The organism is Intestinibaculum porci (genome assembly GCF_003925875.1).
Taxonomy (GTDB): Bacteria; Bacillota_I; Bacilli_A; order Erysipelotrichales; family Coprobacillaceae; genus Intestinibaculum; species Intestinibaculum porci.
In genome coordinates, this window is the sequence record NZ_AP019309.1 from 1,201,142 (window position 1) to 1,218,957 (window position 17,816).

Sequence of the window (17,816 nt, forward strand, 5' to 3'; positions counted from 1 at the left end):
ATGTCTAAAAAACCTAAGATTCGCTTTAAAGGTTTCACTGATGATTGGGAACAGCGTAAGTTGGGTGATTTAGTATATTTCCTGCAAAATAATACTATTTCTAGAGCCGAACTATCATTAGATGATGGTGAGATTTTTGATATACATTATGGTGATATTTTGATTAAATTTAATGAATGTTTAGATGCAAGTATGCACACATTACCAGCTATTAAAAATGTAAAATATTTATATAAATTTACTGAGTCATTTCTCAAGGCTGGAGACGTTGTTATGGCGGATACGGCGGAAGATGAAACCGTTGGAAAATGCATTGAATTATGCAATATAGAGAATAGGAATATTGTTGCAGGATTACATACAATACCTATGAGACCATATTCAAAATTTGCCAGAGGATATTTAGGATTTTATATGAATACAAATATTTATCACGATCAATTATTGCCTCTAATGCAGGGATCAAAGGTCACTTCAATTTCTCGAGCAACAATTTTGGAAACATATATAAAATTTCCTGCTGATATTAAAGAACAAAAATATATTGCGGATTATTTTTTACGCATTGACCATCTTATTACCCTTCATCAACGTAAGTATGAAAAGTTGCTAAAAATCAAAAAATCTATGCTAGAAAATATGTTTCCAAAAAATGGGGAAATGAAACCTAAAATCCGGTTTAAAGGTTTTACTGATGATTGGGAACAGTGTAAGCTCGCGGATATTGTAGGTGCGACTTATGGCGGAGGCACACCAGCAACGACTAATGAAGCTTTTTGGAATGGTAATATTCCCTGGATTCAGTCGTCAAATACTATTGAAGGGCAATTGTTCGATATGGATGTGAAAAAGCATATTTCGAGAGATGGACTAACTCATTCTGCAACTCAAATGATACCGGGAAATTCTATAGCTGTAGTAACTCATGTTGGCGTTGGAAAGCTTGTTTTTATGCCTTATTCCTATACTACAAGTCAAGATTTCATTTCGCTGTCATATTTGAAATGTGATCCTCAATTTCTGTGCTATGCGTTATATAGAAAATTGCAAGAAGATTTACATATTGTGCAAGGATCTGCAATAAAGGGAATCACAAAGGAAGACTTGATGATAAAGCAACTTGTTATACCAAAGATTGGGGAGCAGGAGCAAATTGCAAATACATTAGAGTCACTAGATCACCTTATTACCCTTCATCAGCGAAAACTAGAAAAATTAAAAAAACTAAAGAAATCGATGCTAGAAAATATGTTTGCTTGATCTAATAAATTTTTAATCTAGATAGTTGTTAAATTATTATGGGGATTTGCTGAATAATACAATTACTGGGTTTAAGTAGTTGTATTATTTGTGATCAATATAAGATTTTAGCCGGCTTTTAATTAAGAATTTTTAATAGATTATGACAATATCTTGGGAACAGCGTAAGTTGGGAGATTTATTGAATGAGACCAGAGAAAAGACCAGTGTAGAAGACGAAGATACATTACTTTCTTGTGCCATTGATGGAATGTTTCTTAACTCGGAGTTGTTTAGTCACTTTAGAGGTTCATCTAATATTGGCTATTTGAAAGTAAAAAAGAATGATTTAATTTTATCAGCACAGAATTTACATTTAGGAAATTGTAATGTCAATTTACGCTTCGAACATGGCATAATATCGCCTGCTTACAAGGTTTATGAATTGATAAACTGTGATCCATTATTTATGCAAGCATGGGTTAAACAAGACAAGACAAAAGATTTCTTCTTAAAGGCATCGACTGAAGGTGCAAGTGCTTGTAGAAAAAATATAGTTTGGGAAGAATTATATAAGCTGGAATTACCTGTTCCTATAATAAACGAACAGGTAAAAATTGGAGCGTTTTTTCAAAACCTCGACAACCTTATCACCCTTCATCAACGTATGTGTGTTTATAAATATAATATAATATGCAATACACTTGGGAACAGCGTAAGTTGGGAAATCTTGTTACAATTGAGCGTGGTGGATCGCCACGCCCAATTGATGCCTATATTACTGAAGCATCGGATGGCTTGAACTGGGTAAAGATTGGAGATGCGCCTGAACAGGGAAGATACATTACACATACTAAAGAAAAAATTAAACTTTCCGGACTTTCAAAAACTAGACAGGTTTTTCCTGGAGATTTAATTCTATCTAACTCGATGAGCTTTGGAAAACCTTATATCATGGGAATTTATGGATGTATTCATGATGGTTGGTTATTAATTCGTAACAACCAAAATGCGTTTGATTTAAAATTTCTTTGCCATATGCTTGGCACTGAACAGATGCTTATACAATATCGACGACTTGCAGCAGGAAGTACTGTGAATAATCTCAATAAGGAGCTTGTTTCAAATGCTCGTATAAATGTTCCTAATAAGGTGGAACAAGAAAAAATAGGAGTTTTTTTAGAGCTCGTTGATAATGCTATTACCCTTCATCAACGTGAGATAAAAGAATTAAAAAAGATAGAAAGAGAGGAGAATTATATAATGAAATTTGATAAAGAAGCTGATTTTGAAGAAGCTGTTATTACTGCATTACAGAAAAATGGCTGGGAAGATGAAGTTATTCGTTATCCTACTGAAAAAGATCTTATTCAAAATTGGGCTAATATTCTATTTGAGAATAATAGAGGTATTGATCGATTAAATGGTCAGCCATTAATCGAAGATGAAATGCAGGAATTATTAGATCAAATTAGAGATTTACGTTCTCCTATGGCTTTAAATTCTTTTATTAATGGGAAATCAGTCTCTATTACAAGAAAGAATCCTAATGATACATTACATTTTGGAAAAGAAGTGAGTCTAAAGATCTATGATCGTAATGAAATTGCAGCCGGACAAAGTCGTTATCAGATTGTCCAACAGCCTTTGTTTCCTAGACATGAAAAAGTATTACGGGATAGAAGAGGAGATTTGATGTTACTAATTAATGGGATGCCATTATTTCATATCGAATTAAAGAATAGCGGTATTCCTGTTTCTGAAGCTACAAATCAGATTACAAAATATGCGCATGAAAAAGTGTTTACTGGCTTATTCTCTTTAGTTCAGGTCTTTGTAGCGATGAATCCAGAGGAAACAGTTTATTTCGCAAATCCTGGACCTGATGGTAAGTTTAATTCTGATTTCTATTTCCATTGGGCGGATTTTAATAATGAACCAATGAATGATTGGAAACTGATTACTTCTAGATTGTTATCTATTCCTATGGCACATCAGTTAATTGGCTTCTATACGGTAGCTGATAGTACTGACGGTATTTTAAAAGTCTTACGTAGTTATCAGTATTATGCTGCGAGTGCGATCTCTGATCGTGTTGCAAAAAAGGATTGGGAAGATCATAAACAGTTAGGCGGTTATGTATGGCATACAACAGGGTCTGGTAAAACAATGACATCCTTTAAATCAGCCCAGCTGATTGCGGAATCTCATGATGCTGATAAAGTTGTGTTTTTAATGGATCGTATTGAATTAGGGGTACAGTCATTAAGCGAATATCAGAACTTTGCAGATCATAAAGAAGATGTACAAGGTACTGAAGACACATATGCTTTGATTACGAAATTAAAGTCTGATGATCCTAAAGACACGCTGATTGTCTCTTCTATTCAAAAGATGAGTAATATTAAAGAAGATGCAAAAGAAAAGTTATGTTACGATGATTTGCAGACAATTCAGGATAAACGATTAGTGTTTATTATTGATGAATGTCATCGATCAACTTTTGGAGAGATGTTACTGACAATTAAGAATACATTTCCGAGAGCTTTATTCTTTGGTTTTACTGGAACGCCAGTCTTTAAAGAAAATGAAAAGATTTTATCCACAACATCTGATATCTTTGGTGATGAATTGCATCGCTATAGTATAGCAGATGGGATTAGAGATGGTAATGTATTAGGCTTTGATCCAACGATGGTCATGGTTTATAAAGATCGAGATGTCAGAAGGGCAGTCGCTCTTGAAAAAGCGAAAGCTAGCAGTGAAAAAGAAGCTATTAAGGATCCTAAAAAGAATAAAGTTTATTATCATTATATGAATGATGTACCAATGGCTGGTGATGCGGATACTGCAGGCATAGAAGATTTCTTTCCTAAAGTGAATTTTGAAACCGATGAATATCAGCGAATGGTTGTTGAAGACATTTTGGATAACTGGGGTCGTTTAAGTCAGTATGGTCAGTTCCATGCAATCTTTGCAACTTCAAGTATTCCAGAAGCAATTCGTTATTATCGTAAGTTTAAGGATATGTGTCCACAGCTTCATGTGACTTGTCTTTTTGATGCCTCTATTGATAATAAAGGTGGTCAAAAGAGTATTGATAAAGAAGATGGCTTAGCTGAGTTAATTCAAGATTATAATGATACTTTTGGCCAAACTTTCAGTATTGGTACTTATGGATTATTCAAAAAAGATGTATCGAGTCGTTTAGCCCATAAAGGGACTTATGTTCATTTGAAAGAAAAGGACCAGCTTGATCTCCTGATTGTAGTGAATCAGATGCTTACAGGTTTTGACTCTAAGTATGTGAATACCCTTTATTTAGACAAGGTTTTAACCTATGAACATCTTATTCAGGCGTTTTCTCGTACGAACAGATTATATGATCGTCATATGAAACCATTTGGCTCTATTCGGTACTATCGTTATCCGCATACGATGAAGAGAAATGTAGAAAATGCCATGAAACTTTATTCAGGTGATCGACCAAGAGGGTTATTTGCTTATCATCTTTATGATAATATTAATCAAATGAATAGATATTTTAGTGATATTAAGAGCTTATTTGAAGCGGACCATATAGAGAACTTTGAGTGTTTACCGGATGATGTTGAAAGCAAAAAGAAGTTTTCTAGCCTCTTTAAACGGTTCTCGATGTATTTTGAAGCCGCAAAAATTCAAGGAATGAAGTGGGAACAAAAGATTTATGAAACGGAAGGAAAATCAATAACTTTAGTGCCTACGGAAAAGGATTACGATATTCTTTTACAGCGTTATAAGGAATTAGGAAAAGCGGATCCGGGGGATGGCGGTGAAGATATCCCATATGATATTGATCCATATTTAACTGAACTGGATACAGGAAAAATAGACAATGATTATATGAACATGCGCTTTAAGAAATGGCTTAAAATGTTGAGTCAGGCTAATGTTTCTGAACAGGAGCGTATTCATACCTTAGAAGAATTACATAAATCATTTGCCTTTCTGTCTCAGGAAGATCAGGGCTTTGCCACGTTATTCCTGCACGATGTCCAAAATGGTGATGTTCAGCTTATTCCTGGTAAAACTTTTAGAGAGTATATTGCTGAATATGGTTCAAGAGCATTAAATGATGAAGTCCATTATGTAGCAGAGGCTTTTGGCTGCTCTGAAGAAATGCTTAGAAAGATGTTGAATGAGAACATTACAAAAGAAAATATTAATGAATATGGTCGTTTAGATGCTTTGAAGCAAACAGTTGATAAAAAGAAAGCACAAGTGTTTATTGAGGAAGTAAGAGGCACTAAATTGCCATTATTTAGGGTCAACAATGCGGTTGATCAGATGCTGACAAACTTTATTACTTCGGGAGGAAAAGAATTCCCGCATGTAGCATAACCTTCCAGTTGCTTATTACTCATTATGGTAAGTCTGATATATTGGAGGACAACTATGGAAGATAAAACTACACAATTGTTCTGTGATTATTATGAACAATGGGTCAAAGTTTATAAAGAAGGAGCAATTCGCTCAGTAACATTACAAAAATACGAAATGACATTAGGATGGCTGAGAAAGCTGGTACCAGATGTCCGCATGTGCGATATGAATCGTATTACTTATCAGAAACTGATTAATGACTATGCTTTATCTCATGAACGACAGACGACAATGGATTTCCATCATCAGATCAAAGGGGCTATTTTAGATGCTGTTGACGATGGCTACATTGAACGTGATCCCACAAGAAAAGTTATTATTAAAGGGAAACCGCCACGAGATAAGAAAGTCAAATACTTAAACCAATTTGAATTACACACTTTGTTAAAAAGCTTAACGCTTGGGGCAGAGATTAACTGGGATTGGTTTATTCTGTTAGTGGCGAAAACTGGTATGCGTTTTTCAGAAGCTTTAGCGATTACCCCAGAAGATTTTGACTTTTCTCATCAGCTCCTCGTGATCAATAAGACATGGGATTATAAAGAAGGCACAGGATTTATGCCGACTAAAAATAAATCATCAGTTAGAAAAATTCAAATTGACTGGCAGATTGTTGTTCAGTTTTCGGAACTGATTAAAGATTTACCAAGGAATGATCCTATTTTTGTCAAAGATAAACCTATTTATAACTCAACGGTTAATGATATTCTTGAACGTTATTGCAAAAAGTTAAATATTCCCGTTATTTCTATTCATGGATTGCGCCATACGCATGCATCTTTACTTTTATTTGCTGGTGTATCAATTGCTTCAGTAGCGAGAAGATTAGGGCATGCCAGTATGACAACAACGCAAAAAACATACTTACATATTATTCATGAATTAGAGAATCAGGATGTCGATATTGTCATGAGAGCAATGTCTAATTTAAATTAATGACTGTTAATGACTTACCAGATGAGTTTAAGATTTATGAGAGAGCGGACACGCTCTCTTGTACTTTTAGTGAAATATTTCGTATGTTCAATTTATTGAACATACGATGTGTTATCCTAATATGTGAAAGAAGGAATTACATGGAACATACAAATAATTTTGATCATATTAGTGATAAGTATATTGATGAACTGAAATATTATGTGAAAGAAGCGGATCAAATCTGTGATGAGTTAAAGATGCCTGTAATGAAAGATATTACCTGGTATACTTATCGGAAAAGAAGTGAATATGGCTGTTGTCATAGAATTGATGATAAGAAAGCGAATATTACGATTAATACAGTGTACTTTAAATATCATGATCAAAGGACAAAAGAATATCTTTTAAGTACTATTATTCATGAGCTTATTCATACCATCAAAGGCTGTAATAATCATGGGGATCAATTTATGAAGTATGTAAACTTAGTGAATGATCATTATAAAAATCTTCATCTTGCGAAGAAAAACGGTTCTAAAATCTTACAAAAGGATGCAAAGTATATCTTTAAATGTCAGAATTGTGGGCAGCTATTCTACTATGATCGTAAATGTCAGTTTGTCATTGATGTCCTAGAGAATAATGGGGATAATGTCCATATTTGTAGTGATGCAGCTCGTTATGGACAGCCATGGGGATTAGTGTTGGTGGAAAGGTTTCGCTAATGCAAAAGGTCCACTAAGAGCCTTTTTATTATTAACCAAATGATGAGATTCTTCGTTTGATATAGGATGTAACTATAATGCATTGTAGTATTTACGTATTATACAAATAATGATTCTGGTAGTATACTCGTCCTTGTCAACAAGGAGGACTTAAAGATGAGTACAAATACACCATTTCGTTATGATTACGTAGGCAGTTTCCTACGTCCAGCAGAAATTAAGAAAGCCAGAGCAGACTATCAGGAAGGAAAGATTGATGCTAAGGCGTTAAGAGACATTGAAAATAAACATATTGAAACATTGATTCAAAAGCAGAAGGAAGCCGGTTATCATGTGATTACTGATGGCGAATATCGCCGTGCTTACTGGCATTTGGATTTCATGTGGGGATTCAATGGCATTGAACATATTGAATTAGAACATGGCTATTTCTTCCATGGGGAAGAAACGACCAAAGGCTCTATTGCCATTACCGGTAAGATTTCTGGAGAACATCATCCTTTTGTGGAAGATTATAAGTTTGTGAAACAGTTTGAAGATGATCAGGTGATTGCGAAACAGACCATTCCTGCTCCAGCCCAGATGTTAGCGGAATTATATCGTGGGGATAATACAAAGAATACAAAGAAATACTATCCTGATGAAGACGTATTGATTGCCGATATTGCGCATGCCTATCATACCGTTTTGTTAGATTTATATAAAGCCGGCTGTCGTAATGTGCAGTTAGATGACTGTACATGGGGGATGATTGTCGATGATCGTTACTGGAATGCGAAAATGGGAGAAGGTGTCAGCATTGATGATGAAGCCAATAAGTATCTGAAGATTAATAACCTGGCTTTAGAAGATTTACCGGATGATCTTATTGTCAATACCCATATCTGTCGTGGGAACTATCATTCCACTTATGCCTGCTCGGGGCTTATGATCGCGTTGCCCCGTATGTTTTTGCAAAAGAAAATGTACAGGCCTTCTATTTGGAATTTGATGATGAACGTTCAGGCAGCTTTGAAGCCTTAAAATATGTGCCTGAAGGGAAAAAAGTTGTGTTAGGCTTAGTGACAACGAAGAAATCATTGTTAGAAAGAAAAGAACATATTATTGCTCGTATTAAAGAAGCGTCACAGTATGTGCCATTAGAAAACTTATATTTATCACCACAGTGCGGTTTTGCCTCATGTGAGATTGGAAATAAGCTAACGGATCATGATCAGTGGGCGAAACTGGCATTAGTGAAGGAGATTGCTGAAGAAGTATGGGCTTAGATCACCTTTTACAGGTGGTCTTTTTTGCATGTGAGGACGTATTTTATGTAAGAAATGCCAAAAGATTGAGACACTTTGCTCATTCATTATAATAATAAGTGAAGGGAGGGATGAGAGATGCGTATTCATATCATGTGTGAAGAAAGTGATCAGATCAAAGAAGAATTAAAGCAAGGTCATGTGACTTTTGATGAAGAAGCTGAATATCTGCTCATTAAGAAAGAAAATAATTATCTGGTGTTAAAAAATGAAATGATTGCTTTGACTGATATTGTTTATCTTGAATCTCTAGGTCATGAGATGATTATCCATATGCAAAATAATGATCTTCACCTCCGGATGCCGTTATATGAAATCAGTCGTTTATTAAATGATGATTTTTTAAAGATCAGCAAGTCAGTGATTATCCGGAAAGATCAGATTATCCATGCCAAAGCCTATTTCTCATCCAAGTTTCAGTTAACGATGAGTAATGGGGACAAAGTTGATGTGACAAGAACATATTACTACAAATTTAGAGAAGTCTTTGGATTGTGAGGTGAGCATCATGTTAGAGACATTAACCAGAGAGTATATCATGACGATGGTCATCGTCGCTTTGGTGGTGGTAGCAGGGATTATTCTTTACTATCTCGGCTACAATCGGACCATTAATAAACGTATTACCACAATGCAAAAAGGAAAACACTTGGTATCACCATTACGTCTCACCGAGATCTTAGTCGTGATGGGCTTACTGATCAGCGGTGTCTGCACGTATCGTTACGATAAAGCTTATAATAAGGCTTATGCCCAGATGGTTTATAACAGCAAAGGGATCTTTGATATGAATAAGATTGATGCCATTAATGCGCAGCATCAGTATGATGTCTATCATAAGGAGACAAAGTATGAAAAGATTACTTACTATGTCTTAAAATCTCATCAGTTTACATTAAACAGTTATCGTCCTAAAGTGTATATCACCTTTACCCCTAAAGATGATTACAGTTATAGCTATATGACTTATCAGGTCAGGGAATTTAAAGAACGTCAGTACATCTTCTTTACCAATAGTTATAAAGAAGATCAGTATATGAGTTTTAGTACCCGTTTAACAGGAACGACAGTACATTTAGAGATTGAACGTACATTATGGCGCAGAGGCGTGATGGAACGTCATGTCACAAAAGATAAAGATGGAGAATCATTGTCTATGAAAGATGCATATTTTAAAGAAGCAGCGGGGAAAGAAATGATCACCCTCGCGGTTGCAGTGTGAGGTGAGTACGATGAAGAAAAAGATTTTAGGTTTAACAGTCTTGTTTATTGTCATTATCGGTTTAGTCGCTGGTTATATGACTAAGACCAATATTAAGAAAACCGAAGATCCAACGATTACGGCTAAGGAAATGGAATTCCGTTTTAAATTACAGCACGCTACTGTAAAGGAATGGAAGAGCTTTGATGCTCATCATCCTAACTATCGCGCTCAGGTCAGCAAGAAAGGCAACTTTACTTGTTACAGCTATGTGAGTCGTGTTTATCATGAACCGCCTCACGATCCTTGGGTTATTACTTATATCATGACAAACAGTAAAGAAACCCCTTATTCATACTATGGCGTAAGCGCCCAAGGCGGCGCAGAATCGACGTTACTGGAAGGCTATAATAAGGTTTATAAAATCACTGTTGATAGTGATCGCTTGTCTCAAGGCGATTATCCTATCACATTTACCGCCGTTTCCCCAACGAAAAAAGAATATAAGAAAGCCTATGATGCAAATGAAGATGGTTATGATGAAGATGGCAGTGAAGAACCGCATTTTAAAAATGCTCAGCACTTTACTGTCACATTAACAAGGAAGTAGGATGGAAAGATCACCAGTTGGTGGTCTTTTTTTTGCACGAAAGTCGATTTAATTGTGATAGGAAATGGAAATATTTATAATGAGAGTAAGAAAGATGGTGATTTTATGAAGAGAAAAGTAAGTTTGGCTATTGTCATTATTTTGATCGTTGTGCTGGTTTTTACGCTTTCAATGAAAAAGACGCATAAAAGTGAACGAAAACCGACACCGCAAGGTTTGAACTTTACCATTGCCTCAGCAGGCGTGAAACAGGATGAGGAAAAGATCACGCATTTGCAGGGAGAACTCATTGGGAATAGTGATGCGTCAAGTATTAAGGAGTGGCAGAAATGGGATGCCTCGCATCCCCCATTATCAAAAGCGTAGGGTCACAAAAGGCGCTTTTACGTATTATATTTATGTTTTAACGCATGATGCGAAAAATCATCAGCCATGGCTTTATGTTTATATCATGAGCAAAGTTCAAAATAATGAAGTTTCTTCAGGGGTGGAAACGTATTGTGAAAGTTATCCATTAAAAAGTGCCCAAAGCAATACAGTGGCTACAAAAAAGGTTGAACCCGTGATGAAGATGACTGCCAATAGTGTAAAGCTCAAGAAGGGAACATATGAGATCAAGCTGATGAGCGCTTTATTAACAGCAGAAGAATATGATCATTATCAGGACGCAAGAACGTTTGGAAATGTACATAATAGTCAAAAAATTAAAATTGTCATTAACAAAGCTTAAGGTATAGCGAGGGAATGAAAACGCTTTAATGATGAAACGATCATAACCATGTGAAAAAAACAAAAAAAGATATATGGAATATAGCCAAATCGCCTTGTCAGATGCGCAAATCAATGATAAACTGACTGTGTTATACAACTGGCGGAACGTGGAACTAACCACATGGAAGTATAATCTGAGAGAGTCGACCGTCTGGGCCATTGACCTGGATGAGTGGGCTCTTTTTTTGATGATAGAGTTTTCATTTGTTTAGGGCAATAAATAGGTTATAATGTGTTCAAGGAGGATCATAACCATGTTAACAGATGTAGAAATTGCACAAAGTACAGAAATGGAACCTATTAAAAAAGTCGCTGAGCGATTAGGGTTAAATGAAGATGATCTGGAATTATATGGCAAATATAAAGCAAAGATCTCTTTAGACACCATTTCGAAAGTGAAAGACCATGAAAATGGTAAACTGATTCTTGTGACGGCCATCAATCCAACACCAGCTGGTGAAGGAAAAACAACTACTATGATTGGCTTATCCCAGGCTTTAAATAAGATGGGAAAGAAATCAGTGGTCGCGATGCGTGAACCAAGCTTAGGACCTTGCTTTGGGATCAAAGGCGGCGCAGCCGGAGGGGGCTATGCCCAGGTTGTCCCAATGGAAGACATTAACTTACACTTTACTGGTGATATTCATGCGATCACAACAGCCAATAACTTAATTGCGGCGATGTTAGATAACTCTATCCAGCAAGGTAATCCCCTTGACATTGATACCAGACAGATTGTCTGGAAACGCTGCGTGGACTTAAATGACCGTGCTTTACGTCATATCGTTGTGGGTTTAGGCGGGAAAGCGAACGGTGTTCCTCGTGAAGATGGTTTCGACATTTCCGTTGCTTCAGAAGTTATGGCCATCTTATGCTTAGCCACTTCTTTAACGGATTTAAAACAAAGAGCTGCCCGCATGATTGTGGCTTATAACCATGCTGGTGAACCAGTCACAGTTGATGACATTCATGCGACGGGAGCGGTCACTCTCTTATTAAAAGACGCGATCAAACCAAACTTAGTTCAGACGTTAGACCATACGCCAGTATTTGTTCATGGCGGTCCATTTGCCAATATCGCGCATGGCTGTAACTCTGTTATGGCTACAACCTTAGCAATGAAGCTGGGTGATTATGCGATTACTGAAGCTGGTTTCGGCGCTGACTTAGGAGCTGAAAAATTCTTAGACATCAAATGTCGTCAGGCCAATTTAAATCCTGATGCTGTTGTCATCGTAGCCACGATTCGTGCCTTAAAGATGCATGGCGGGTTAAACAAAAAAGAATTAGACCATGAAGATTTAGAGGCTTTAAGCAAAGGCGTTGAAAACTTAAAGAAACATATTGAAAACATTCAGAAATATGGTTTACCATCAGTTGTAGCGATCAATGCGTTCCCAACAGATACTGACGCGGAATTACAGTTATTAAAGAAGACCTGTGAAGAAATGGGCGTCGATGTCGCGATTTCTCAGGTTTGGGCGAAAGGCGCTGATGGCGGTCTTGAATTAGCAGAAAAATTATTAGACATCTTAGATACGAAAGAATCTCATTATCATCCGATTTATGATCTTGATGCCCCAATCGATCAGAAGATTGAAACGATCGTCAAAGAGATTTATGGCGGTGACGGTGTGATCTTTACGAAGAAAGCGAAAAACAAATTAAAGAAACTGACGGCGCAGGGGTTAGGAAACTTACCAGTCTGCATCGCCAAGACGCAGTACTCCTTATCCGATGATCCAACCTTATTAGGTCGTCCAAGCGGATTTGAAGTGACGGTGAATGATTTAATTCCAAATACAGGTGCAGGCTTTATCGTTGCCATTGCCGGCTCAATTATGAGAATGCCAGGCTTACCTAAAGTTCCTGCTGCTGATAAAATGGATATCGATGAAGATGGAAAAATTGTAGGTTTATTCTAGAGGAGGAAAAAATGAAAGTTGCGGTTATTATGGGATCAGCTTCCGATGCTGACAAAATGGAAGCTTGTATCTCAATTCTGAAAGACTATGGCGTTGACGTCAAAGTGCGGGCGTTATCCGCTCATCGTGCGCATGCTGCTTTAGCGGCGTTCGTCGATGAATGCAATAACGATGGCACGGATGTCATTATTACCGCTGCCGGGATGGCGGCTGCTTTGCCAGGGGTCGTTGCCAGCATGACGGTTTTACCAGTCATTGGCGTACCGCTTAAAGCGGTCGCAACCGATGGCATGGATGCACTTTTAAGCATCGTCATGATGCCTAGCGGTGTACCGGTAGCGACTGTTGCTATTAATGGCGGCAAGAATGCGGCTTACTTAGCTTTACAGATGATGGGGATCAAGTATCCGGAATTATCTGAAAAACTGAAAGCTTTCAGAAAGTCTCAGGAAGAGGCATGTCTGAAAACAAATGAAGAAATCAAGAATAAATATTAATTTAAAGGGGTCAAAGAAAATGGAAAAAGGTAAATTATTATACGACGGAAAAGCAAAACAGGTTTATGCAACTGATAAAGAAGACGAAATTATCATGCATTATAAAGATGACGCAACTGCTGGTAATGGTGTAAAGCATGATCAGTTTGCTGGTAAAGGGGTATTAAACCATACCATTTCAGGGATTATCTTCGATATGTTAACCGAAGCAGGTATTAAGACGCATTTAATCAAGAAGTTAGACGATCGTGACGATTTAGTGAAGAAAGTAAAAATCTTCCCATTAGAAGTTATTATCAGAAATATTACTACAGGTTCATTCTGTAAACGTACAGGCTGCCCAGAAGGCTTAGTTTTAGATGAACCAATCTTCGAAATCTCTTATAAGAATGATGAATACGGTGATCCATTAATCAATGAAGATCATGCCGTTGCGATGAAATTATGTACGAGAGAAGAATATGCAAAGATCAAAGAAGAAACCTTAAAGATCAATGCATTATTAAAAGAATTTTTCTTATCATTAAACTTAAAATTAGTTGACTTCAAAATTGAATTCGGTAAAACCGCTGATGGTGAAATCTTATTAGCTGATGAAATCTCTCCAGACTCTTGCCGTTTATGGGATGTCAATACAAACCAGAAATATGATAAAGATGTCTTCAGACAGGATATCGGTGACTTAATTGAAACTTACAAAGCAGTTTTAGCAAGAATGGAAAAGAAATAAGGAGTGCCTATGGATTACAAAAAAGCTGGCGTAGACATTGAAGCAGGTTACAAATCTGTGGAATTAATGAAAAAATATGTCAAAGAAACGATGCGAGAAGAAGTCTTAGGCGGCCTGGGCGGCTTCGCTGGGGCCTTCGACTTAAAGAAGATCAAAAACTATGAAGATCCAGTGTTATTAAGCGGGACAGATGGCTGCGGGACAAAGGTGAAATTAGCCTTTGTTCTCGACAAACATGATACGATCGGGATCGACGCGGTCGCGATGTGTGTCAATGATATTGCCTGTGCTGGCGGTGAACCATTATTCTTCTTAGACTATATTGCCTGCGGGAAAAACTATCCGGAAAAGATCGCGACGATCGTGAAAGGCGTTGCTGAAGGCTGCAAGCAGTCTGAATGTGCTTTAATCGGTGGGGAAACAGCTGAACATCCTGGTTTAATGCCAGAAAATGATTACGACTTAGCCGGCTTTGCGGTGGGCGTTGTCGAACGGAAAGAAATCATTGATGGCTCAACCATTAAAGATGGCGATGTTTTAGTCGGCATCGCTTCTAGCGGCGTGCATTCCAATGGGTTCTCATTAGTCCGTAAAGTCTTTGAAATCACCCCTGAATCATTAAATACTTACTATGATGAATTAGGCAAAACTTTAGGGGAAGCCTTAATTGCGCCTACTCGCATTTATGTCAAAGCCTTAAAGAATGTGAAAAATGCCGGTGTGAAAGTGAAAGGCTGTTCTCATATCACTGGCGGCGGATTCTATGAAAATGTGCCAAGAATGCTGCCAGAAGGTATTAAAGCGGTGATTAAAAAGGATAGCTACAGCGTTCCGCCAATCTTTGGCTTAATTGCTAAAAATGGTGAGATCGCCGAAGAAATGATGTACAACACATTTAACATGGGCTTAGGCATGGTCATTGCCTTAGATCCTAAAGATGTGGATACAGCGATGGAAGCGATCAAAGCGGCAGGGGATACCCCATATGTCGTTGGCCACTGTGTTGCTGGCGATAAAGGAGTCGAATTATGTTAAATATTGCGGTCTGCGTCTCAGGGGGAGGCACAGACCTGCAATCCGTCATTGACGCGGTAGAAGCAGGCTCTATTAATGGGACGATCAAACTCGTTATTTCCAATCGTAAAAAAGCTTATGCTTTAGAACGTGCGAAAAAGCATGGCATTAAAGCAGAAGTCATTAAAGATCAAAAAGACGTCTTAAGACGGTTAGAAGAAGAACACATTGACTTAGTTGTTTTAGCTGGTTATTTAGCGATTGTCAGTGATGAAATTATTGAGAAGTATCACAATAAAATCATCAATATTCATCCATCACTGATTCCTTCTTTCTGCGGCCCTGGCTTCTATGGTATGCATGTCCATGAAGCGGTCTATAAAAGAGGGGTACGCGTATCGGGCTGCACAGTGCACTTCGTTTCGAGCGAAGTGGATGGCGGGCCTATCATTTTACAGAAAGCTGTTGATATTACGGACGTGAAATCACCTGAAGAAATTCAGGAACGCGTCTTAGTCGAAGAACATAAAATTTTACCACAGGCGGTCGCATTATTCTGCGATGGTAAATTAGCAGTCGTCAATGAAAGGGTGGAGATTAAAAAGTGAGAAGAGCATTAGTATCCGTTACTGATAAAACAGGTGTTGTTGATTTTGCTAAGGGATTAGAAAAATTAGGTTTTGAAGTGGTCTCAACAGGCGGCACTTTAAAAGCTTTACAGGAAGGCGGCGTCAAAGCCATTGGCATCGAACAGGTGACTGGTTTCCCAGAAATCTTAGACGGTCGTGTCAAGACCCTTCATCCAAAGGTTCATGGCGGTTTATTATATCGTCGTGATGATCCGAAACATGTCGAAACGATCAAAGAAATGGGGATTACTCCAATTGATTTGGTTTGCTGCAACTTATATGCATTCGATAAAGCTTTAGAAAAACATGCTGATTTACCAGAAATGGTGGAAAACATTGATATTGGTGGTCCATCAATGATTCGTTCCGCCGCGAAAAACTTTAAAGATGTTTTAATCGTAACGGAACCAGGTGACTACAATGATGTCTTAAAGGCTTTAGAAAATCATACCGATGATTTCAAGTTCCGGATGAACTTAGCTTATAAAGCTTACTCTAAAACAGCGGCTTACGATACGATGATTTCAAAATACTTCGCATCACAGTTAGACAAATAGGAGGGCGCTTATGAAAGTTTTAGTTATTGGCTCAGGCGGACGTGAACACGCCATTGCCTGGTCTTTAAAGAAAAGTCCTCAGGTTACTGAGTTATATGCTCTGCCGGGAAATCCTGGCATGGCGGCCCTTGGTACTTGTGTCCCTGGCTCAGTGGAAGATTTAGATGGCATCTTGGCTTTTGTGGAAGAAAAAGATATTGATTTAACAGTCATTGGCCCAGAAGTCCCATTATGCATGGGCTTAGCGGATTTATTAGAAGATCATGGGCATCGTGTCTTTGGCCCACGCAAAGCGGCCGCGCAGTTAGAAGGCTCGAAAGCATTCTCAAAAGACTTCATGGTGCGCCATGGGATCCCTACGGCTAAGTATAAAGAAGTGACCAACTTAGAAGATGCTTACGCCGCTTTAAAAGACTTCTCTTATCCGGTTGTTGTCAAAGCTGATGGCTTAGCAGCCGGAAAAGGCGTTGTTATTGCCGAAGATGAAAAAACGGCTAAGGAAACTCTGAAAGAAATGTTATCAGGAGAAATCTTAGGCGGGGCTGGCAGTAAGGTTGTCTTAGAAGAATTCTTAACAGGCTTTGAATGCTCATTATTATGTTTTACTGATGGTAAAACGATTGTCCCAATGGTTTCGGCTAAGGATCATAAACAGATCTATGATAATAATAAAGGTCCTAATACAGGCGGGATGGGGACTGTTTCACCAAACCCATTTTTACCAACGGGAATGGAAGAAACGTTCCAGAAGGATATCTTAGATCCTTTTGTGAAAGGATTACAGGAAGATGGCTTAGATTTTAGAGGGGTCATTTTCATCGGTCTGATGATTGAAAACGGCAAGGCGAAAGTCTTAGAATTCAATGTCCGTTTCGGTGATCCAGAAACGCAGGTTATCTTAATGCGTTTAGATTCCGATCTTTATGACATTATGAATGCTGTTGCAACCTCTACCTTAGATCAGGTCGAAGTGAAATGGAAAGATGAACAGGTGACTTGCGTTGTTTTAGCTTCAGGCGGATATCCTGGCAGCTATGAAAAAGGCAAAGTCATTACTGGTTTAGATGACTTACCAGATGATATTGTTGTCTTCCATGCGGGGACAGCAATGAAAGATGGTCAGTTAGTGACCAATGGCGGTCGTGTTTTAAATGTCTGCGCGGCTGGCAAAAACTTAGAAGAAACAAGAGACAAAGTCTATAAAGCCATTGAAAAGATTCATTTTGATGGTATGTATTGTCGAAAAGATATTGGTTTACATTAAAAAAGGA

Annotated in this window: 19 protein-coding genes, 1 pseudogene and 1 riboswitch; all 20 genes and pseudogenes read left to right on the forward strand. The window is 37.7% G+C overall.

Annotated elements, in window-relative coordinates:
• Complete coding sequence (locus tag SG0102_RS05895) at positions 1-1,260, forward strand: restriction endonuclease subunit S (protein ID WP_125119092.1); 1,260 nt, start codon at positions 1-3, stop codon at positions 1,258-1,260.
• A gap of 142 nt (positions 1,261-1,402) precedes the next feature.
• Positions 1,403-2,041 carry a restriction endonuclease subunit S gene (locus SG0102_RS05900; RefSeq protein WP_125119093.1) on the forward strand — a complete coding sequence of 213 codons (639 nt, stop codon included), beginning with the start codon at positions 1,403-1,405 and terminating at the stop codon, positions 2,039-2,041.
• Positions 1,933-2,415 (forward strand): annotated as a pseudogene (locus SG0102_RS15945) (restriction endonuclease subunit S); the annotation flags it as partial. The gene SG0102_RS05900 and the pseudogene SG0102_RS15945, both read left to right, overlap by 109 nt.
• 87 nt (positions 2,416-2,502) lie before the next feature.
• Complete coding sequence (locus SG0102_RS05905; protein WP_231999864.1) at positions 2,503-5,619, forward strand: type I restriction endonuclease subunit R; 3,117 nt, start codon at positions 2,503-2,505, stop codon at positions 5,617-5,619.
• 54 nt (positions 5,620-5,673) lie between these two features.
• Positions 5,674-6,597 carry a site-specific integrase gene (locus SG0102_RS05910; protein WP_125119095.1) on the forward strand — a complete coding sequence of 308 codons (924 nt, stop codon included), beginning with the start codon at positions 5,674-5,676 and terminating at the stop codon, positions 6,595-6,597.
• Positions 6,598-6,737: 140 nt separating this feature from the next.
• Entirely contained in the window at positions 6,738-7,304 is a 567-nt protein-coding gene (locus SG0102_RS05915; protein ID WP_157982984.1) for a SprT-like domain-containing protein, read from the forward strand.
• A gap of 156 nt (positions 7,305-7,460) precedes the next feature.
• On the forward strand, positions 7,461-8,327 hold the full coding sequence (locus SG0102_RS05920; RefSeq protein WP_269461202.1) for a uroporphyrinogen decarboxylase/cobalamine-independent methonine synthase family protein: 867 nt from the start codon (positions 7,461-7,463) through the stop codon (positions 8,325-8,327).
• Complete coding sequence (locus SG0102_RS15825) at positions 8,219-8,572, forward strand: uroporphyrinogen decarboxylase/cobalamine-independent methonine synthase family protein (protein WP_269461213.1); 354 nt, start codon at positions 8,219-8,221, stop codon at positions 8,570-8,572. Before SG0102_RS05920 ends, SG0102_RS15825 begins: the two co-directional genes overlap by 109 nt.
• 117 nt (positions 8,573-8,689) lie before the next feature.
• Positions 8,690-9,109, forward strand: coding sequence for a LytTR family DNA-binding domain-containing protein (locus tag SG0102_RS05925; protein ID WP_125119097.1), 420 nt, complete (start codon positions 8,690-8,692; stop codon positions 9,107-9,109).
• Between the two features lie 10 nt (positions 9,110-9,119).
• Entirely contained in the window at positions 9,120-9,833 is a 714-nt protein-coding gene (locus tag SG0102_RS05930) for a hypothetical protein (RefSeq protein WP_125119098.1), read from the forward strand.
• A gap of 10 nt (positions 9,834-9,843) precedes the next feature.
• The gene (locus SG0102_RS05935; RefSeq protein WP_125119099.1) at positions 9,844-10,422 is read left to right on the forward strand and encodes a hypothetical protein; all 579 of its coding nucleotides are present in this window, start codon (positions 9,844-9,846) and stop codon (positions 10,420-10,422) included.
• Between the two features lie 105 nt (positions 10,423-10,527).
• A complete protein-coding gene (locus SG0102_RS05940; RefSeq protein ID WP_125119100.1) occupies positions 10,528-10,788 on the forward strand; it encodes a hypothetical protein in 261 nt (86 codons plus the stop codon).
• Complete coding sequence (locus tag SG0102_RS05945) at positions 10,757-11,152, forward strand: hypothetical protein (protein ID WP_125119101.1); 396 nt, start codon at positions 10,757-10,759, stop codon at positions 11,150-11,152. The genes SG0102_RS05940 and SG0102_RS05945 overlap by 32 nt, the downstream gene beginning before the upstream one ends.
• A gap of 124 nt (positions 11,153-11,276) precedes the next feature.
• A riboswitch (ZMP/ZTP riboswitch) is annotated at positions 11,277-11,357 on the forward strand.
• A gap of 90 nt (positions 11,358-11,447) precedes the next feature.
• Entirely contained in the window at positions 11,448-13,118 is a 1,671-nt protein-coding gene (locus tag SG0102_RS05950; RefSeq protein WP_125119102.1) for a formate--tetrahydrofolate ligase, read from the forward strand.
• 11 nt (positions 13,119-13,129) lie between these two features.
• Entirely contained in the window at positions 13,130-13,615 is a 486-nt protein-coding gene (purE, locus tag SG0102_RS05955; RefSeq protein WP_125119103.1) for a 5-(carboxyamino)imidazole ribonucleotide mutase, read from the forward strand.
• A 19-nt stretch (positions 13,616-13,634) separates the two neighbouring features.
• A complete protein-coding gene (gene purC, locus SG0102_RS05960) occupies positions 13,635-14,345 on the forward strand; it encodes a phosphoribosylaminoimidazolesuccinocarboxamide synthase (protein ID WP_125119104.1) in 711 nt (236 codons plus the stop codon).
• Positions 14,346-14,354: 9 nt separating this feature from the next.
• Positions 14,355-15,380 (forward strand): phosphoribosylformylglycinamidine cyclo-ligase, encoded by a 1,026-nt coding sequence (purM, locus tag SG0102_RS05965; RefSeq protein ID WP_125119105.1) that lies wholly within the window; start codon positions 14,355-14,357, stop codon positions 15,378-15,380.
• Complete coding sequence (purN, locus tag SG0102_RS05970) at positions 15,374-15,967, forward strand: phosphoribosylglycinamide formyltransferase (protein ID WP_125119106.1); 594 nt, start codon at positions 15,374-15,376, stop codon at positions 15,965-15,967. Before purM ends, purN begins: the two co-directional genes overlap by 7 nt.
• Positions 15,964-16,545: an IMP cyclohydrolase gene (locus SG0102_RS05975; RefSeq protein ID WP_125119107.1), complete on the forward strand. Its 582-nt coding sequence runs from the start codon at positions 15,964-15,966 to the stop codon at positions 16,543-16,545. The genes purN and SG0102_RS05975 overlap by 4 nt, the downstream gene beginning before the upstream one ends.
• Positions 16,546-16,555: 10 nt before the next feature.
• The gene (gene purD / locus SG0102_RS05980) at positions 16,556-17,809 is read left to right on the forward strand and encodes a phosphoribosylamine--glycine ligase (RefSeq protein WP_125119108.1); all 1,254 of its coding nucleotides are present in this window, start codon (positions 16,556-16,558) and stop codon (positions 17,807-17,809) included.
• The last annotated feature ends 7 nt before the right edge of the window (positions 17,810-17,816 follow it).

Excerpts from the sequence above, each read along its gene's own strand:
- purC (WP_125119104.1), top strand. The coding sequence starts at position 13,635 with ATGGAAAAAGGTAAATTATTATACGACGGAAAAGCAAAACAGGTTTAT.
- SG0102_RS05920 (WP_269461202.1), top strand. The coding sequence starts at position 7,461 with ATGAGTACAAATACACCATTTCGTTATGATTACGTAGGCAGTTTCCTA.
- purD (WP_125119108.1), top strand. The coding sequence starts at position 16,556 with ATGAAAGTTTTAGTTATTGGCTCAGGCGGACGTGAACACGCCATTGCC.
- purE (WP_125119103.1), top strand. The coding sequence starts at position 13,130 with ATGAAAGTTGCGGTTATTATGGGATCAGCTTCCGATGCTGACAAAATG.
- SG0102_RS05950 (WP_125119102.1), top strand. The coding sequence starts at position 11,448 with ATGTTAACAGATGTAGAAATTGCACAAAGTACAGAAATGGAACCTATT.
- purM (WP_125119105.1), top strand. The coding sequence starts at position 14,355 with ATGGATTACAAAAAAGCTGGCGTAGACATTGAAGCAGGTTACAAATCT.
- SG0102_RS05900 (WP_125119093.1), top strand. The coding sequence starts at position 1,403 with ATGACAATATCTTGGGAACAGCGTAAGTTGGGAGATTTATTGAATGAG.
- SG0102_RS05930 (WP_125119098.1), top strand. The coding sequence starts at position 9,120 with ATGTTAGAGACATTAACCAGAGAGTATATCATGACGATGGTCATCGTC.
- SG0102_RS05945 (WP_125119101.1), top strand. The coding sequence starts at position 10,757 with ATGCCTCGCATCCCCCATTATCAAAAGCGTAGGGTCACAAAAGGCGCT.
- SG0102_RS05925 (WP_125119097.1), top strand. The coding sequence starts at position 8,690 with ATGCGTATTCATATCATGTGTGAAGAAAGTGATCAGATCAAAGAAGAA.
- SG0102_RS05940 (WP_125119100.1), top strand. The coding sequence starts at position 10,528 with ATGAAGAGAAAAGTAAGTTTGGCTATTGTCATTATTTTGATCGTTGTG.
- SG0102_RS05915 (WP_157982984.1), top strand. The coding sequence starts at position 6,738 with ATGGAACATACAAATAATTTTGATCATATTAGTGATAAGTATATTGAT.
- SG0102_RS05905 (WP_231999864.1), top strand. The coding sequence starts at position 2,503 with ATGAAATTTGATAAAGAAGCTGATTTTGAAGAAGCTGTTATTACTGCA.
- purN (WP_125119106.1), top strand. The coding sequence starts at position 15,374 with ATGTTAAATATTGCGGTCTGCGTCTCAGGGGGAGGCACAGACCTGCAA.
- SG0102_RS05895 (WP_125119092.1), top strand. The coding sequence starts at position 1 with ATGTCTAAAAAACCTAAGATTCGCTTTAAAGGTTTCACTGATGATTGG.
- SG0102_RS05935 (WP_125119099.1), top strand. The coding sequence starts at position 9,844 with ATGAAGAAAAAGATTTTAGGTTTAACAGTCTTGTTTATTGTCATTATC.
- SG0102_RS05910 (WP_125119095.1), top strand. The coding sequence starts at position 5,674 with ATGGAAGATAAAACTACACAATTGTTCTGTGATTATTATGAACAATGG.